Below are 15,473 nucleotides of genomic sequence, written 5' to 3' on the forward strand. Positions count from 1 at the left end.
GCATGGCTGGCGCACTATGCGCAGTGGCTGATACCAGCGAGGTCCATCAGCCGCAGCCCCTCCACCTCGTCCCTGAGCGGCGGGTAGTCACGCCAGTTGGGCAGGTGGTAATGCCACCACTCCGTCGGGTTGTGCGCAAAGCCGCTGACCACCATCAGGCCCAGCAGCAGCGCGCGGTTGCGCTGGGCCAGCGGGGGCACATCGGTGCGGCCATGGCTGGACCGGGCCGTCATGTCGTCAAAGCCGGTGCCCATGTCCAGCGGCGCGCCCGTGCCGTCCGCCAGCGTCAGGTCGATGGCCACGCCACGGCTGTGCATCGGGCCTTGACGCGGGTCGGCCACATAGTCCGGGTCTGGCAGCGCTTGCCACAACCGCCATTGGGCCGCCACTGGGCGGTAGGCGTCGAACACGCGCAGTCGCAGGCCCTGCGCTGCGGCCAGCGTGGCCGCGCGCCGCAGCGCCTGCAGCGCATGCGGGTGCAGCAAGGCGACGCTGCGCTGGTAGATGGGTTGCCGGGTCAGGTTGTCGGCGCTGGCATAGAGCAGGTCGATGTCGATCGCAGGGTGGGCAATGGTTTCGAGGAGCATGGGGTCAGGCTTGGGGTGGGATTGGCGCCGGGGCGCGGTCGGCATCGATGGTGTGTGCGCGCCGGCATCTGAGCCAGCGGCTGCCGTCTGCCAGAGGCATCAGCGGCTGCGGCTGCTCGCAGCCGCTGGCGGCGTAGCTGCAGCGGTCGCGGAAATGGCAGCCCGCCGGCAGGCGGCGGTTGGACGGGATTTGCGCATTGTCCGCCACCCCGTCAGGCGCCAGACGACCGATCACCGGAACCGATGCCAGCAGCAACTGCGTATAGGGATGGACGGGGCGGCCCAGCACATCGTCAGCGGCGCCGATTTCCACGACCTGCCCCAGGTACATGACGGCGACATCGTCGGCGATATGGCGCACCACCGACATGTCATGCGAGATGAACAGGTAAGCCAGTTGGCGCTCGCGCTGCAAGTCCAGCAGCAGGTTGAGGATTTGCGCCTGCACCGACACATCGAGTGCCGATGTCGGCTCGTCCAGCACCACGATGGCCGGATCGGCCGACAAGGCGCGCGCGATGGCGATGCGCTGGCGCTGTCCGCCGGAAAACTCGTGCGGATAACGGTCCATCTGTTCAGCCCGCAAGCCCACCTGCCCGGCCAACTGCGCTGCCATGGCGCGCAACTGCGCGCGGGCGACGCGGCGGCGCAGAAAAACCGGTTCGGTGATGATCTGCCAGACACGCAGGCGCGGGTCCAGCGATGAACCCGGGTCTTGAAACACGATCTGTAGCGGCTGGTGCGTGCCGGTTTTGCCGGCCACCTCCACGCTGCCCGAAGTCGGGCGCACCAGTCCTGCCAGCACCTGCGCCAGCGTGCTTTTGCCGCAGCCGGACTCGCCGACGATGCACAGCGTTTGCCCACGGGCCAGCGTCAGATCGACGCCATTGAGGGCATGCACATGGGCCTTGACCCGGCCGAGCCAATCGCGGCCGGCCGGAAAGCGCACCGTCAGGTTCTTGACCGACAACAGCGGGGTGAGCGGGGAGAGATCCGGGTTCATGCAGCTCGATCCGGTGCGGTATGGAGCCAGCAGGCGACCTGCCGGGCCGGGTTTCCCGGCACCGGCGGCACCGGCTGCACCGGCGACAAGGGCGACAAGGGCGACAAGGGCGGTTTGAGCGCGCACCGGGCAAAGACCTGCGGGCAGCGCGCCGCAAAACTGCAGCCCGCCGGTGGCACGCGCAAGTCCGGCACGCTGCCGGCCAGCGCAGGCAAGCGGGTTTTGCGCGTGCCATGCTGCGGCAGGGCCTGGAGCAAGGCGGCGGTGTAGGGGTGCGCGGGCTGTGACAGCACGGAGGCGGTGTCGCCGCTCTCGATCACCCGACCGGCGTACATCACATAGCTGCGGTCGGTGTACTGCGAAATCACGCCCATGTCGTGGGTGATCAGCAGCACGGCGGTATGCGAGCGGCGCGCGCGCTGGCGCAGCAGCGTCAACACCTGCTGCTGCACCGTCACGTCCAGCGCCGTGGTCGGCTCGTCGGCAATGATCAGAGCCGGGTCGCCGGAAAAGGCCAGCGCGATCAGCACCCGCTGGCGCATCCCGCCGGACAGCTCGAACGGGTAGCGCGCAAGGATGTCGGCCGGGTCCGCCACGCGCATGTCGGCCAGCAGTTGCTGCGCATGCGCGCGCGCCGCAGCCCGGTCCAGCCGCTGGTGGCGCCGTATCACTTGCGTCATTTGCGCGCCGATGCGGCGGGTCGGGTTCAGTGCCGTCAGCGGCTCCTGGAACACCATCGCGACACGGCTGCCGCGCAGCTTTTGCAAGCTGGCAGCACAGGCGCCGAGCATGTCTTGCCCGAGCAGCGAAATGCTGCCGCCGATCATGCGGTAGCTGCCTTTGGGCAGCAGTTGCATGGCCAGCATCGCGGTCACCGACTTGCCGCAGCCGGACTCGCCCACCACGCCGACGATCTCGCCGGCTTGCACCTGCAGTTGCACACCGTCGAGCGCCCGCACGGCACCCCGGTACACCGGAAATTCAACCGTCAGCGCGCGGATGTCGAGCACCGGGGTTCGATGGTTCGCGTTCACTGGAGCACCTTCGCCTTCGGCTGCGGTATGAGCGCCTTCGGGAGGCCGGGCGGCGAAGGATGGAGCACCTTCGCCTTCGGCTACGGTATGAGCGCCTTCGGGCGGCCGGGCGGCGAAGGATGGAGCACCTTCGCCTTCGGCTGCGGTATGAGCGCCTTCGGGCGGCCGGGCAGCGCTCATGGCTGCCTGTGTTTCGGGTCGAGCATGTCGCGCAGGCCGTCACCCAAAAAATTGAATCCCACGGCCGTGAACAGGATGGCCATGCCGGGAAAGGCCGAATACCACCACTGCTCGAGCACATGGTGGCGGCCGACGGCGATCATCGCGCCCCACTCGGCCGCCGGCGGTTGCGCACCCAGCCCGATGAAGCTCAAAGCGGCGGCCATCAGAATCGCCGAGCCCAGGTCGAGGCTGGCCTGCACGCTGATCGGCGGCAGCGCATTGAGCGCCACATGCCAGCGCAGAATCTGCCAAGGCTTGGCGCCAAAGCTGCGCGCGGCCAAAACGTAGCCGCTCTCGCGTATCGTCAAGGTCTGGCCCCGGGCCAGCCGCACGTAGGCCGGAATCCGCACCAGCGCAAGCGCCAGCATCGCGTTCCACAGGCTGGGGCCGAGTGCCGCAGCCAAGGCCATGGTCAGCACCAGCGAAGGCACCGACAAGACGATATCCATCAGCCGCATGATCGCAGTGTCCATCTTGCCGCCGATCACGCCGGACAGGCCACCCAGGATGCTGCCCAGGGTCGCGGACACCAGCACCACAAAAAAACCGATCCCGACGGAGATGCGGCCGCCATGCAGGACGCGGGTAAAGATGTCGCGCCCCACTTCGTCGGTGCCAAACCAATGCGCGGCCGAGGGCGCGGCCAGCCGGGAGCGCAGATCGATGCGGTCGGGGTCGGTGGACAGCAGCCACGGCCCCACCAGAATCGCCAGCAGCACCAGCGCGACCATGCACAGGCCGAGCAGCGTCAGCGGGCTGCGCCGCAGGCGGTAGGCCAGGTAATCCCAATCCGGCCCGTTCATTTCAACCCACCCCCGTGATGCGCGGATCGAGCGCCAGATAGACCAGATCGACGGCCAGGTTCACCAGCACATAGACGAACGAGACGACGACGGTGAAACCCATCACGGCCGGAAAGTCCAGCGCCTGTATCGAGGCCACGACGTAGGAGCCCATGCCGGGCCAGGCAAACACGGTTTCGGTGAGCACCGCGCCATAGAGCAGGTCGCCAAAGGCCAGGCCCAGCACCGTGACCGAAGGTATCAGCGCGTTCGGCAGCGCATGCTGCAACACCACGGCGGCAGCGGACAGCCCGCCGGCGCGGGCCGTGCGCACATAGTCTTGCTGCAACTGATCCAGCAGCGCTGAACGGATCTGGCGCGCGACGACGCCGACATGCACGAAGCCCAGCGTGAGCGCCGGCAGCAGCAGGTGCCGGATGGCGCTCCACAGCGCCTGGCCGTCACCGGCCAGCAGCGCGTCGATCAGGTAAAAGCCGGTCGCAGCCGGCGCAGCGCTGGCGCCCAGGTCGATCCGCCCGCCGCCGGGCAGCCAGCCGAGTTGGCCGTAGAACAGGTAAATCAGCATCAGCGCCAGCCAGAAGGCCGGCATGGAAACGCCGGCAACCGAAATCGTTCGCACCAGGTGGTCGATGGGGCGGTCGCGCCAAACCGCCGAGACCACGCCCAGCGGCACGCCGATGGCGATTGAAAACAGCAGCGCCGCGATCACCAGTTCCAGCGTCGCCGGGAAAAACGCGAGGATATCCTCGGCCACGGGACGGCCCGTGCGGATCGAGGTTCCCAGGTCGCCATGCGCCAGGCCGAGCATGTAGATCCGGTACTGCTCCGGCAGCGGCCGATCCAGCCCCAGGCTCTGGCGCATGCCGGCGACCATGGCTTCGGATGCCCTCTCGCCGGCCAGCAGCCGGGCCGGATCGCCCGGAATCATGTGCGAAATCGCAAACGTGATGATGGACACGCCGAAAACGACCAGCAGCAAAAATCCGAGACGGCGCCAAAGAACAGTCAAAAAACCCATGGCAAACCCCGGGGGTCAGAAGGAGTACCGCACAGGAATACCGCGCTACTCGGACTTGGACATCTGCTGGACGTTGTAGATCTGCTCGAGCATCGGGTTGAACACCAGCCCCTTGACGCTGCTGCGCGCGGCGATCTGGGTGTTTTTCTGAAACAGGTAGACATAGACCGCATCGTCGACCACGATTTTTTGCGCCTCCTGGTACAGCCTGCTGCGCTCGGACAAGGCGCTCGCATGGGCCGCTCTGGCCAGCAGCGCATCGACCCGGGGGTTGGAGTAGAAGGAGCGGTTGCCGGCGGCCCCCTGCTTGTCGCTCTCGAACCAGTAGTTCATGAACATGTAGGGGTCGGCAAAGTCGGGGCTCCAGTTGCCGATGGCGATATCGAAGTCGCCCTTGCCGACACGTTCGCGAAAGCTGGCATTGGCCATGTTTTCCAGGCGCACCTGGATGCCGACATCGGCCAGGTTGGACTGCGTGGCCAGCGCGATCGGGCTCCACGAAGGGTCTTTGTCCGACAGCAAAAAGCCCAGCCGGATATTGCGCAGCCCGGCTTTGGCCAGCAGTTCCCTGGCCTTGGCCGGCGCAAAGGCTGCGGGCGCAGCCTGCGCGTCGTGCCCCCACATGCCTTCGGGAATGGGCCCGTTCATGGCCTTGGCCTTGCCCGAGAAAATGCCGTCGATGATGGCGCGCACATCGACGGCGGCGATGATGGCGCGGCGCACCTCGGGCTTGTCCAGCGGCGCTTTTTTGTTGTTCAGGTACAGGTAGGTGACGCGCAAGCTCGGGTAGTCGCCCACCACGACGCCCTGGCGGCCCTGTTGCGCTTTCAGGCTTTCGATCTGGTCGGGCGGCAGGTCTTCGGCAATGTCCATGTCGCCGCCTTGCAGTTGCAGGCGGCGCGCCGAGGCCTCGGGCACGAACTTGATGATCACTTTGTTGAAGGCCGGCGCCGCTCCATTCGGATGCGGGCTTTTGTCCATCACGATGCTTTGGCCCTTTTGCCAACTGCTCAGTTGGAAGGCGCCGCTGCCCATGGTGTGCCCCGCCAGCCAGCCCTGGGCCTTGTCGCCGTTTTGTTCGTATTGCATCACTTTCGGGTTGACCACCGACGCGCCATCGATGGCCAGGATCGACAGGAAAGGCGCAAAGCCGGTCTTGAGCTTGAAGCGCACGGTCGACGCGTCGGGCGCGCTGACCTCGATGCCCGGGGGGAAGGGTTCGGAAGGGCCTTTTTTCAAGGCCAGCAAACGCTCGAAGGAGAACTTCACCGCATGGGCATCGACCGGCGAACCATCGGCGAATTTGCTGCCCGGCTTGAGCTTGAATTCCCAGGTCATCGCGTCTGGCGAACTACTCCAGCTTTGCGCCAAATCGCCTTCCAACTCGCTGGAAGCCTTGCCGTCATGGACCTTGTAGCGCACCAGACGCTGGTACGCCGGGTATGTGACCGTCCAGTCGTTGTTGTCCATCGTGACGGCCGGATCCAGGTTTTGCGGATCGGCCGATTTTCCGATCACCAATATGTCTTTGGCGGTTTTGGCCAGCACGCAAGTGCCGCCCGATGCCGCGGCCAAGACGACGGCGAACAGCATCGATAGCTTGAGTTTCACGGGGGCTTCCTTTTCTTGGCAGTGCTTGGAAATCCTGATCGGAACCTGGTCGGAATCAGGCCGGAATCAGGTCTGGAATTGGCCGAACAGCTCCTGCGCTTCGGACAGCAACTGCAGTTGCCGGCGCACCGGCTCGCCCAGCATGTCAATGACATCCTGCACCAGCATGTGCATGCAAAAATGCAGCGCCATCGTCGGCCGGAAGAAAAAGCCGGGTTCAGACGGCAAGGTGACCACGAAGGCGGTGATGCCGGCGGCCCAGTTGCAATGCTCGTCGCAAAAAATGATCACCTCGGCGCCCTGCTCGCGCGCCACTTTGGCCAGCACCGGGCCGTTGCGCCCATAGCGGAAGTGATCGATGATGATCAGCGTGCGCCTTGCCGAACGGTCGGCAAAAAACGGCGCATAGACGCCATCCGCGCCATCGAGTTCATGCACGTTGGCGCGGATGTAGTTGAGCCGGCTCACCAGCCCGTTGGCCAGGTAGCTCATGGTCTGAAAGCCTGCGGCGAACACACTGTCCGAATGCGCTATCAGTTCCACGATCCTGGCCCACATCGGCGTCGACCGGTACTGCGCGGCTTGCCGGATCGCCGTCACGGCATCTTTCACATCGCCGTTCTTGTCGAGCAGCGTGCGCTGCCTCTGAAACTGGTCGAAGCGGCTGCCAATGGCGCTGGGCACCTGGCTCGCAAAACGCTGCCGGACCGCTTTCTTGACGGCAGCGGCACTGTCGAAACCCAGCTTTCTGAAAAACCGGGTGACCGTCATCGGACTCACGAACGCCCGCTCGGCGATGGTGTTGGAGGTATCGACGAGAATCGCATCCGGGTTGGAGCGCAGGTAGACGGCAACCCGCTGTTCGAGCTGGGTCATCGTCGATTGCCGCTCAGCGATCAGGGTTTGAAAGTCTTTGGCCACGTCGAAGGGGTCGTCATGCGCGCAGGGCGCGTCTTGCAAGGGACAGGGGAAACGCCGGAGATGCCGATGAATGCCGATGAATGCGCCGATGAACGCATTCGACGCGATAGGCCCGTCCCCGTCCATCGCAAAAACGCCCGGTCAAGGGCGCGGTGAAGGCAGACGGCAGATGGCGCCAAGCGGCATTTTGACAGACACCAATAACTGATACTTACATATCGGTCAATAACAAAAATCGCGACCCTTCCCGTTCGCGGCACGCGGCGCGCGGCATTCCGGGTCCGGCCGGAGCGCCCGCCAATGCGCCGGACAAAAGTGCGATGCGATGACTTCGGGTGATGGCCTCGGGCGATGCCCCGGGCGATGGTTGTGCGCAAGATAAAATATGATATATCATGCAGCGCATCGCCAACCGCCAAGGATTCCGAATGCCGCCCGTTGCCGCGCAAGCACTGTCCAACCGCCAGGACGCCCGGTGGCGCCAACGCGCAGCCAAGGTGCTGCCAGGCGGAATGACGGGCCATCTGAACGCGGCGGCGCTGCCGGCGGGCTACCCGCAGTTCTTCGAGCACGGGCAGGGCTGCCGGGTTTGGGATGTGGACGGCAATGCCTACATCGACTTCATGTGCAGTTGGGGCCCGAACCTGCTGGGCCACCACCATCCGCAGGTCGATGCGGCGGCGCGGCGCCAGCAGGCGCTGGGCGACTGCCTCAACGGCCCGACCCCGCGCCTGGTCGAACTGGCCGAGCGCTTCGTGGCGCGCAGCGCGCACGCCGACTGGGTGCTGTTCCAGAAGAACGGCACCGACGCCACCACCGTCAGCCTGATGGTGGCGCGCGCCGCCAGCGGCAAGCGCAAGGTGCTGGTCGCCGCCAGGGCCTACCACGGCTCCGACCCATGGTGCACGCCGGTGTCGGCCGGCGTCACGCCCGAGGACCGCGCCCACCTGATCCGCTACGGCTACAACGATGTCGCCAGCCTCGACGCTGCAGCCGACGCCGCAGGCAACGACCTGGCGGCCATCGTCTGCGCGGCCTTCAATGCTGTGGATTGCGCAACTGCCCGACGGCACCGAACTGCGCGCGCGGCTGCCCGAGCCGAGCCGCGTCACGGTGTCCGCCGGCGACCGTAATAGCGCGGGGTCAGTCCGCTATTTTTTGGAAAGGTGCCTGTCAATGTGGTTTTGGCAACGTAATTCCAGATACCAAGGGCGTCCAAGCATGCCCGATGCATCCACACAGGCACCCAGACGGCCATCGGCCTGAATAGAAGCTTCCAGTGCTCTGGCGGCGATGTCGATTTTCGTGGCGGCATCGGCAAGATAGGCGTCGTCATAGCAACGCGCCTCGACATAGCGGGCATAAATTTCAAGGAAACGAGAATCCTGCCGTTCCTGCTCAAGAAAATCGGGTTCGTCATAGAAGCCGGGGGCCGTGAAAGAAATTCCCCGGTCGGAGAATATTTTTCCAGGCAGCGTTGTTCCTGGGTATTGGAGAGTTTCCAGGGCATGCCTAACTTTCAAGCGCAGTCTGAGCCTCGACTGGCATTTTTTCGATAACGCTCAAATAAGCTGCGGCGGTCGCATCAGGCTGACGCCGCCCCTGCTCCCAGCCTTTGAGTGTTGCCAGAGGGATATGGTAGGTCGATGCGAACAATTGCTGCGACATCTTCAGGCGCGCACGCAGGCTGCGCACATTGGGAACATGCACCACATGGACCCGCGCGTCCTTCGATTGTCCCTTGGCATGGGCTACGGCCTGGTTCAGGCCCTCGATCAGATCATCACCAAAATTCGTTTCCATCTCAATCTCCTTTCACGGCGTGGTGTTCTTTCAGAATTGCCGTCAATTTCGTCACTTGCTTTTTTTGATCCGGCGTCAAATCAACGTTTGCAGCCTTGGCGTAGGCCGACAGCATGTAGATCGGGGCGTCCGTGCGGTAATAAAAATAAATCACACGGGCACCGCCGCGTTTACCAATGCCTGCCCGTCCCCATCGCAGCTTTCGAACGCCACCCGTTCCCGGAATGACATTCCCGCTTTCAGGATTGCGGGCGACGTAATCAATCAATTCGGCCCGTTCCTCATCTGTCCAGATCGCCCCTGCCGCAGTCAGGAACGCAGGGATCTCAACGATGGTGATGGGCTTTGTCTCCATTCCTTATACTACGTCATTGACGCCCTTTTGGCAAGGAAAAAAACGTCATTGACGCCTAGTGTCGCGTCACCGATCAGATGTCGTAGGCTGCGCGCAGCCATCGGAGCGCAGCGCAAGGCGCATCGCGCAGCCCATACCGAGCTGTATTGGCAAGCGATGCAACGCCGCGATGCGCTTCGATGGCCAGCGCAGACCGACAGATGATCGGTGACGCGACACTAGCGGTTCGGCGCGGAGAAGCGGGTTTTCTGCCCCCTAAGCAGGGGATTCCACCCCTGCGCGGCCCTTTGCGTCCGGTTCTGGCAGCAGGGAAAAAGATTGGTCTGGCAAGCCGGATTCCGGCTCCTTCTCTGGCGTTGCGGTCCCTTCCGACAAATTGGGTGGGGATGCAGCAGCCAAGCGCCCCTATGCCTGTTCCGGCCTTCGCAAGGGCTGCGACAGACGCGGCCTCCAGCCAAGGAATGTGATATGGACGCCTCCCCCGCAAGGGCGAACCGATTGGAAAAATGACGCAAGCGTAGAACACGACTTACCCACCGGGTGCTTCGCACCTGGGGACAACCGGGCTCATGTGCCTGACAAAGGCCGGCCCGGCTGTCCCCAGGCTTGGCCCGGCGGATAAGTCTGCACCGAGGTGTCTTCGGGTGCGGCTCGGGCAAGCAGGTGGAGCCTCGCGGGCCGACGGCATCGAAGTACCCAAGGTGCAAGATGATGTCATCTTCACAGGCAAACCGGAGGCTCCAAAATGAATGATAGCAAGCAGCAAGTGATTGGCGTGGATATCGCCAAGCGGGTGTTTCAACTGCATCGGGTCGATGTTGAAACCGGAGAAATCGTGGGCGTGCAACTCAAGCGCGAGAAGTTTCTGGAGCACTTTGCCAACCGGGCCCGCTGCCTCATCGGCATGGAGGCCTGTGGCGGCGCGCAGCACTGGGCACGCAAACTGATCACGCTCGGGCACGAGGTCAAGCTGCTGCCGGCCAGGATGGTCAAACCGTTTGTCGGTCGCAACAAGAGCGATGCGACCGATGCCCGCGCCATCTGGACGGCGGTGCAGCAGCCTGCGCTCAGGGCCGTGGCGATCAAATCCAAGGCTCAACAAGCCGTGCTGGCCTTGCACCGCATGCGCAGCCAGTTGGTCAAATTCCGCACCGCGCAGATCAACGGACTGCGTGGCTTGCTGGCCGAATACGGACGAGTCATGCCCCAAGGCCGGGCAGGCATCAGCCAAGGGATTGCCACCGCACTGGCCCACCTGGTCGAGCGACTGCCCGCCATGCTGCCGGGCAGCCTGCGCGAGCAATGGGCGCGGGTGGGGCAGCTCGATGATCAAGTTGCGCAGATCGAGCGACATCTGCAGGCTTGGCACAAACAGGACAAAGCCAGCCGCCGCATTGCCGAGATTCCCGGCGTGGGCCTGCTGACGGCCACCGTTGCCGTGGCGGCGATGGGCGATCCCAAGAACTTCAAGTCAGGCCGCGAGTATGCCGCCTGGCTCAGCCGCTGATCCGCACCCATCCATCCCGCTCGCGCCGTGCCCTACCATGCGAGCGAACGCACCCGTGAACCCAAGACACAAGGAGAGCCATGGCCACCGGCACCAGCCCGATCGAACGCAGCAATCTGGCCAGTCAAATCTATGAGCACCTGCGCGAGCAGCTGATGTCGGCCACCTTCCAGCCGGGGCAGCGCCTGAAGATCCGCGAACTCGCCAAGACCATGGGCACCAGCGAGACGCCGGTGCGCGAGGCCCTGATCCAGTTGGTGCGCGACCACGCGCTCGAGATGAAGGAAGGCCACTTCATCCGCGTGCGCATGCTCTCGCTGGCCGAGTACGTGGAACTGCGCGAAATCCGCCTGGCGCTGGAGCCGCTGGCCGCCGAGCGCGCGGTGCCGTTGCTCGACGACGCGGCGCTCGGGCAACTGAGCGAAAGCCACCGCCTGCTGATGCACGCGGAAAAGGCCCGGGACTACCGCGCCGCGCTGCAGCACAACTTCGACTTTCACTTCGGCATTTACCGCCGCTCCGGCATGCCGCAACTGACCGGCCTGCTCGACCGCATCTGGATGCAGGTCGGGCCGATGATGAACTTTCTCTACCCGCACGGCCATCCGCACTACGACGGCGTGCACCAGCATCTGAACGTGCTGCGCGGCCTGCAAGCGCGCGACGTGAAGATGGTGCACGAGGCGATCCGCAACGACCTGATCGAAGGCGGTCGCGGCTTCGTGCGCGTGCTGCAAGAGATCGACGCCCACCCCGAGCGCGCAGACGAACTGCTCGCGCTGCGCAACCAGCCCCGCCCGGCAGAAAGCCCCTGACGATGGACCACACCAGCGACCCGAACGCCGCCTGTTACCGCATCGACCCGCAGCGCACCGACCTGGCCCGGGAATTTCGCAGCCATATCCGCGGACCGTACTGTCGTGTCACCGATCAGATGTCGTAGGCTGCGCGCAGCCATCGGAGCGCAGCGCAAGGCGCATCGCGCAGCCAATACCGAGCGTATTGGCAAGCGATGCAACGCCGCGATGCGCTTCGATGGCCAGCGCGGACCGACAGATGATCGGTGACGCGACAGTACAGCCAGGAGCTGCAAAAGCTGCTGCACCGCATGCGCTGGGGGCCGGTCGGCGGCCGCTATCTGTTGTACGTGCTGGAGCCGGGGCGCCGCTGGGCGCTGGCGCAGATGCCGCCCGAGCGCGGGCAAAAAGTCCGGCTGTTCCTCGACTGCCGTTTCGACTCGCTCGACGCCGCCGAGTGGCATGTGTTCAGGCTGCGCTGGCAAGCGCTGACCGGCTGTGAACTCCCGCTCGACGAAACCGGGAGCGAACGGCCATGAATGACACCGGCATCGAAACCAACGCCTTCCTCGGCTATCCCGACACACTCAGCGTGCGCGCTGGCGAACGCATCCGCTTTCACCTGAGCAGCCATCTGCCCGAGGCGGACGCCAGCTTCGTGCGCCTGCGCTGCGCCGACGCCGATGCCACCGGCCCGGGCCTGAAGTACCAGGAACTGGTCTCGCCGCTGGACGGTGTGCATGCCTGCCAGTGGCACGAGGTGCCCTGCGGCTCCAGCATGTCGGTGCCCGCAGACAGCCGGCTGGCGCCGGCCGGGGCGTTTTCCTTCGGCTGCCATATCTGGCCGACGCGGCTCGGCGCCGCGCCGCAGACCGTGCTCGCGCGCTGGAATGCCGAAACCGGGTGCGGCTACGCATTGCAGGTGTCGCGCCATGGCGTGACGCTGCGCGTCGGCGGGGCCGCCGCACCGGTCGAGGTCTCGACCGGCGCCGCGCTCGACGAGCGCCGCTGGTACTGGATCCAGGGCGGCATCGACCCGGCCAGCGGCGAACTGTTCGTGCACCAGAGCCGCCTGGCCGATGCGGTGCTGCCCGAAAAGCGCAGCGAGATGCGCGCCACGCACCCGGCCGCCGACTGGCGCCTCGATTCGCAGGGGCCGTTCACCGTGGCCGCGCACCATGCATCGCTCGCCCCGCTGCGCACCGCCGCGCATTTCGACGGCAAGATCGAGGCGCCGCGCATCGCGGCCGGCCTGCCCGCGCCGGATGCGCTGCGCCAGATCGACGCTCCCGCGCGCGCCGGGCAGGCCGATGCGCAGCTGATCGCCTGCTGGGACTTCTCGGTCGGCATCGACACCCTGGTGGTGACCGACCGCTCGCCCCACCGCATGCACGGCCTGCTGCACCAGTTGCCATGCCGCGGCATGACCGGCGTGCACTGGAGCGGCGCCGTGCACGACTGGCGGCTCGCGCCGCGCGAGTACGGCGCCATCCACTTCCACAGCGACGACATCTACGACTGCGGCTGGCCCGCCACCTTGGTGCTGGATGTGCCGCTCGACTGGCGCTCGGGCGTGCACGCGCTGCGCCTGCGGCCCGCCGCGACCCACCGGCCCGTCGACGCGCCAGCCAGGCACGCCGAGACGTTCATCACCTTCTTCGTCACGCCCGCAGCCGGCGCGCACAACCTGCGCACGGCGCGGCCGCGCGCGCCGTTGGTGCTGCTCGCGCCGAGCATGACCTACATGGCCTACGCGAACAGCGCGCTGCGCCTGCACGCGGTGCACTTCGAGGTGCTGACCGAGCGGCTGCTGATGCTCACGGGCGACGATGTCTACCTGCAAGAGCACCCCGAGATCGGCCAATCCACCTACGACCATCACATCGACGGCAGCGGCCGCGCCTACAGCTCGTGGCTGCGCCCGGTGCTGAACATGCGCCCGCGCGCCACGCCCGGCAACCTGGCCATCGACACCCACTTCATCGACTGGCTCGAAGAAAAGGGCATCGACTACGAGCTGATCACCGACGCCGAACTCGACCGCCAGGGCCTGGGCGCAATCGCCGGCTACCGGGTGCTGGCCACGCTCTCGCACCCCGAGTACTACAGCCAGGCCATGATGAACGCCATCATGGCCTACCAGAACGGCGGCGGCCGCCACCTCGCGCTCGGCGCCAACGGCTTTTACTGGCGCTGCGCCTGGCATCCGCAGGCGCCCGCCGCCGTCGAGGTGCGGCGCGGCATCAGCGGCACGCGCACCTGGGAGTCGCGCCCCGGCGAGGTGCACCTGGCCGGCACCGGCGAACCCGGCGCGCTCTGGCGCCACAGCGGCTTCGCGCCGCAAAAGCTCATCGGCGTCGGCTTCGCGGCCATGGTCTACGACCACGCCGGCTACTACCTGCTGACGCCCGAGGCCGCCAACCCGCGCGTGGCCTTTGCGCTGCAAGGCATCGCGCAGGGCGAGCGCATCGGCGACTACGGCGTGCGCGCCGGCGGCGCCGTGGGCATAGAAATCGACCGCTTCGATGCCGACCTGGGTTCGCCGCCGCACGCCGTGATCCTGGCCCGTTCGCACGGCCTGGGCCCGGGCGCATTGCCGACCCCCGAGGAATACCGCACCACGGTGCACGGCCTCGACGCCGAGCAAAACGCGCTGGTGCGCGCCGACATGGTGTTCTTCGAGACCGCCCGGGGCGGCGCCGTATTCGCGACCGGCTCCATCGCCTACATGCTCTCGCTCAGCCACAACGGCTACGACAACGACATCAGCCGCATCACCACCAACGTGCTGCGGCGCTTTCTCGACCCGCGCCCGTTCGAGGCGCCGGCATGAGCGACGCCCGGCCGCCCGAAGGCGCCCATGCCGGCGCCGAAGGCGAGGGTACTCCAGCGAACGCCACGCCGAAGGCCCACCCCTTCCCGCCACGCTGGCAGCAACGCGAGCGGCAAAGTGCGCGGTGAATGGCAACGAGCAAGTGGCCGGCGCGGAGCGTTCTGCGCCATCGCTCCGGCCTTGGCCCGGGCCATTGCTGCGAGGTTTGGCGCTTTTGCAGCCGGTCGAAAATCATGCGGCGGCATGATGATGGAAAACACGAATCCTGAGCGCGATTTTTTCGCGCACGGTGCGTGTCGCGACGCGCATGTCGTACTCCGTTTGCAGATTCATCCAGAATCGCGGCTCCATGTCGAAAAACAAACCGAGCCGCAAAGCCGTATCAGCGGTGATCGGACGATTTCCGTGCACCAGATCACTGATCCGGCTGGGTGAGACGTCAATGTCTGCCGCAAGCTGGCGCGCAGATATTCCCATCGGCTTCATGAAGTCCTCCAGCAGGATTTCGCCAGGGTGGATTTCGTCGAGTAGTTCAGCCATTCTCACTTCCTAGTGGTAGTCCACGATTTCGACCTGGCGGGCACCGTCGTCATGCCATACGAAACAGACGCGCCACTGGTCATCGATGCGGATACTGTGTTGCCCCCGGCGGTCGCCCTTCAACGCTTCGAGCCGGTTCCCGGGGGGAACCCGCAAACTGGCCCATTCAGTAGCGGCATGCAGTTGCAAGAGCTTTCGCCGTGCCACACGTTCAATGTTCTTGAACCGGGGCACACACTGGCTGCGGAAAAGCGCCTCGTGTCGCGTCACGGATCAGATGTCGTAGGCTGCGCGCAGTCATCGGAGCGCAGCGCAAGGCGCATCGCGCAGCCAATACCGAGCGTATTGGCAAGCGATGCAACGCCGCGATGCGCTTCGATGGCCAGCGCAGACCGACAGATGATCGGTGACGCGACACTCGGTATCGGGACAACGGAAC

The 15,473-nt window shown here is 65.5% G+C and carries 20 protein-coding genes and 1 pseudogene; 7 read left to right on the forward strand and 14 right to left on the reverse strand.

Annotated features, from left to right (window positions below; translation table 11 throughout):
* Positions 1-14: 14 nt before the first annotated feature.
* The 7 genes from ddpX to VEIS_RS19960 all read right to left on the reverse strand — a co-directional run bounded on the left by ddpX (position 15) and on the right by VEIS_RS19960 (position 7,238).
* Complete coding sequence (ddpX, locus tag VEIS_RS19930; RefSeq protein WP_011811808.1) at positions 15-587, reverse strand: D-alanyl-D-alanine dipeptidase; 573 nt, start codon at positions 585-587, stop codon at positions 15-17.
* 4 nt (positions 588-591) lie between these two features.
* Complete coding sequence (locus tag VEIS_RS19935; RefSeq protein ID WP_011811809.1) at positions 592-1,590, reverse strand: oligopeptide/dipeptide ABC transporter ATP-binding protein; 999 nt, start codon at positions 1,588-1,590, stop codon at positions 592-594.
* A complete protein-coding gene (locus VEIS_RS19940; RefSeq protein ID WP_083758678.1) occupies positions 1,587-2,804 on the reverse strand; it encodes an ABC transporter ATP-binding protein in 1,218 nt (405 codons plus the stop codon). The genes VEIS_RS19935 and VEIS_RS19940 overlap by 4 nt, the downstream gene beginning before the upstream one ends.
* Positions 2,801-3,649, reverse strand: a complete 849-nt coding sequence (ddpC, locus tag VEIS_RS19945) for a D,D-dipeptide ABC transporter permease (RefSeq protein WP_011811811.1) — start codon at positions 3,647-3,649, stop codon at positions 2,801-2,803. Before ddpC ends, VEIS_RS19940 begins: the two co-directional genes overlap by 4 nt.
* 1 nt (position 3,650) lies before the next feature.
* Positions 3,651-4,667 (reverse strand): ABC transporter permease, encoded by a 1,017-nt coding sequence (locus VEIS_RS19950; protein ID WP_011811812.1) that lies wholly within the window; start codon positions 4,665-4,667, stop codon positions 3,651-3,653.
* A gap of 45 nt (positions 4,668-4,712) precedes the next feature.
* Positions 4,713-6,278, reverse strand: coding sequence for an ABC transporter substrate-binding protein (locus tag VEIS_RS19955; RefSeq protein ID WP_011811813.1), 1,566 nt, complete (start codon positions 6,276-6,278; stop codon positions 4,713-4,715).
* Between the two features lie 66 nt (positions 6,279-6,344).
* Positions 6,345-7,238, reverse strand: a complete 894-nt coding sequence (locus VEIS_RS19960; RefSeq protein ID WP_041950218.1) for a MurR/RpiR family transcriptional regulator — start codon at positions 7,236-7,238, stop codon at positions 6,345-6,347.
* Between the two features lie 389 nt (positions 7,239-7,627).
* Between VEIS_RS19960 and VEIS_RS19965 the strand changes: the two genes are divergently transcribed.
* Positions 7,628-8,332 (forward strand): aminotransferase class III-fold pyridoxal phosphate-dependent enzyme, encoded by a 705-nt coding sequence (locus tag VEIS_RS19965; protein WP_011811815.1) that lies wholly within the window; start codon positions 7,628-7,630, stop codon positions 8,330-8,332.
* Positions 8,333-8,350: 18 nt separating this feature from the next.
* Here VEIS_RS19965 and VEIS_RS29150 read toward each other — a convergent pair whose 3' ends face one another.
* From VEIS_RS29150 to VEIS_RS26945, 4 genes are all read right to left on the reverse strand, one after another.
* A complete protein-coding gene (locus VEIS_RS29150) occupies positions 8,351-8,722 on the reverse strand; it encodes a hypothetical protein (RefSeq protein WP_011811816.1) in 372 nt (123 codons plus the stop codon).
* Positions 8,712-9,002 carry a helix-turn-helix domain-containing protein gene (locus tag VEIS_RS19970; RefSeq protein ID WP_011811817.1) on the reverse strand — a complete coding sequence of 97 codons (291 nt, stop codon included), beginning with the start codon at positions 9,000-9,002 and terminating at the stop codon, positions 8,712-8,714. The genes VEIS_RS29150 and VEIS_RS19970 overlap by 11 nt, the downstream gene beginning before the upstream one ends.
* Position 9,003: 1 nt before the next feature.
* A complete protein-coding gene (locus VEIS_RS19975; protein ID WP_011811818.1) occupies positions 9,004-9,357 on the reverse strand; it encodes a type II toxin-antitoxin system RelE/ParE family toxin in 354 nt (117 codons plus the stop codon).
* Positions 9,358-9,423: 66 nt separating this feature from the next.
* The gene (locus VEIS_RS26945) at positions 9,424-9,576 is read right to left on the reverse strand and encodes a hypothetical protein (RefSeq protein WP_157048417.1); all 153 of its coding nucleotides are present in this window, start codon (positions 9,574-9,576) and stop codon (positions 9,424-9,426) included.
* A gap of 526 nt (positions 9,577-10,102) precedes the next feature.
* Here VEIS_RS26945 and VEIS_RS19980 point away from each other — a divergent pair.
* From VEIS_RS19980 to VEIS_RS31265, 6 genes and pseudogenes are all read left to right on the forward strand, one after another.
* Positions 10,103-10,852: pseudogene (locus VEIS_RS19980) on the forward strand (IS110 family RNA-guided transposase); the annotation flags it as partial.
* A 92-nt stretch (positions 10,853-10,944) separates the two neighbouring features.
* Positions 10,945-11,679, forward strand: coding sequence for a GntR family transcriptional regulator (locus tag VEIS_RS19985; protein ID WP_011811820.1), 735 nt, complete (start codon positions 10,945-10,947; stop codon positions 11,677-11,679).
* Positions 11,680-11,681: 2 nt separating this feature from the next.
* Positions 11,682-11,807: a hypothetical protein gene (locus tag VEIS_RS31260; RefSeq protein ID WP_265259736.1), complete on the forward strand. Its 126-nt coding sequence runs from the start codon at positions 11,682-11,684 to the stop codon at positions 11,805-11,807.
* Between the two features lie 120 nt (positions 11,808-11,927).
* On the forward strand, positions 11,928-12,200 hold the full coding sequence (locus VEIS_RS29155; RefSeq protein WP_011811821.1) for a hypothetical protein: 273 nt from the start codon (positions 11,928-11,930) through the stop codon (positions 12,198-12,200).
* Positions 12,197-14,494 carry a N,N-dimethylformamidase beta subunit family domain-containing protein gene (locus tag VEIS_RS19995; protein ID WP_011811822.1) on the forward strand — a complete coding sequence of 766 codons (2,298 nt, stop codon included), beginning with the start codon at positions 12,197-12,199 and terminating at the stop codon, positions 14,492-14,494. Before VEIS_RS29155 ends, VEIS_RS19995 begins: the two co-directional genes overlap by 4 nt.
* Entirely contained in the window at positions 14,491-14,622 is a 132-nt protein-coding gene (locus VEIS_RS31265; protein ID WP_265259737.1) for a hypothetical protein, read from the forward strand. Before VEIS_RS19995 ends, VEIS_RS31265 begins: the two co-directional genes overlap by 4 nt.
* Positions 14,623-14,725: 103 nt before the next feature.
* Here the strand turns inward: VEIS_RS31265 and VEIS_RS20000 are convergent, their stop codons facing one another.
* The 3 genes from VEIS_RS20000 to VEIS_RS26955 are packed head-to-tail and all read right to left on the reverse strand — an operon-like array spanning position 14,726 to position 15,452.
* Positions 14,726-15,034: a HigA family addiction module antitoxin gene (locus tag VEIS_RS20000; RefSeq protein ID WP_011811823.1), complete on the reverse strand. Its 309-nt coding sequence runs from the start codon at positions 15,032-15,034 to the stop codon at positions 14,726-14,728.
* 9 nt (positions 15,035-15,043) lie between these two features.
* Positions 15,044-15,304, reverse strand: coding sequence for a type II toxin-antitoxin system RelE/ParE family toxin (locus VEIS_RS20005; RefSeq protein WP_011811824.1), 261 nt, complete (start codon positions 15,302-15,304; stop codon positions 15,044-15,046).
* On the reverse strand, positions 15,246-15,452 hold the full coding sequence (locus VEIS_RS26955; protein ID WP_198138085.1) for a hypothetical protein: 207 nt from the start codon (positions 15,450-15,452) through the stop codon (positions 15,246-15,248). The genes VEIS_RS20005 and VEIS_RS26955 overlap by 59 nt, the downstream gene beginning before the upstream one ends.
* Positions 15,453-15,473: the final 21 nt, after the last annotated feature.

Origin of the sequence: Verminephrobacter eiseniae EF01-2, assembly GCF_000015565.1 — a bacterium.
In the GTDB taxonomy this organism is placed as follows: domain Bacteria; phylum Pseudomonadota; class Gammaproteobacteria; order Burkholderiales; family Burkholderiaceae_C; genus Acidovorax; species Acidovorax eiseniae.

Coding starts and splice junctions, on each gene's coding strand:
- ddpX (WP_011811808.1), bottom strand. CDS start 587: ATGCTCCTCGAAACCATTGCCCACCCTGCGATCGACATCGACCTGCTC.
- VEIS_RS19970 (WP_011811817.1), bottom strand. CDS start 9,002: ATGGAAACGAATTTTGGTGATGATCTGATCGAGGGCCTGAACCAGGCC.
- VEIS_RS19940 (WP_083758678.1), bottom strand. CDS start 2,804: ATGAGCGCTGCCCGGCCGCCCGAAGGCGCTCATACCGCAGCCGAAGGC.
- VEIS_RS20000 (WP_011811823.1), bottom strand. CDS start 15,034: ATGGCTGAACTACTCGACGAAATCCACCCTGGCGAAATCCTGCTGGAG.
- VEIS_RS19935 (WP_011811809.1), bottom strand. CDS start 1,590: ATGAACCCGGATCTCTCCCCGCTCACCCCGCTGTTGTCGGTCAAGAAC.
- VEIS_RS31260 (WP_265259736.1), top strand. CDS start 11,682: ATGGACCACACCAGCGACCCGAACGCCGCCTGTTACCGCATCGACCCG.
- VEIS_RS19975 (WP_011811818.1), bottom strand. CDS start 9,357: ATGGAGACAAAGCCCATCACCATCGTTGAGATCCCTGCGTTCCTGACT.
- ddpC (WP_011811811.1), bottom strand. CDS start 3,649: ATGAACGGGCCGGATTGGGATTACCTGGCCTACCGCCTGCGGCGCAGC.
- VEIS_RS19985 (WP_011811820.1), top strand. CDS start 10,945: ATGGCCACCGGCACCAGCCCGATCGAACGCAGCAATCTGGCCAGTCAA.
- VEIS_RS31265 (WP_265259737.1), top strand. CDS start 14,491: ATGAGCGACGCCCGGCCGCCCGAAGGCGCCCATGCCGGCGCCGAAGGC.
- VEIS_RS19950 (WP_011811812.1), bottom strand. CDS start 4,667: ATGGGTTTTTTGACTGTTCTTTGGCGCCGTCTCGGATTTTTGCTGCTG.
- VEIS_RS19995 (WP_011811822.1), top strand. CDS start 12,197: ATGAATGACACCGGCATCGAAACCAACGCCTTCCTCGGCTATCCCGAC.
- VEIS_RS19965 (WP_011811815.1), top strand. CDS start 7,628: ATGCCGCCCGTTGCCGCGCAAGCACTGTCCAACCGCCAGGACGCCCGG.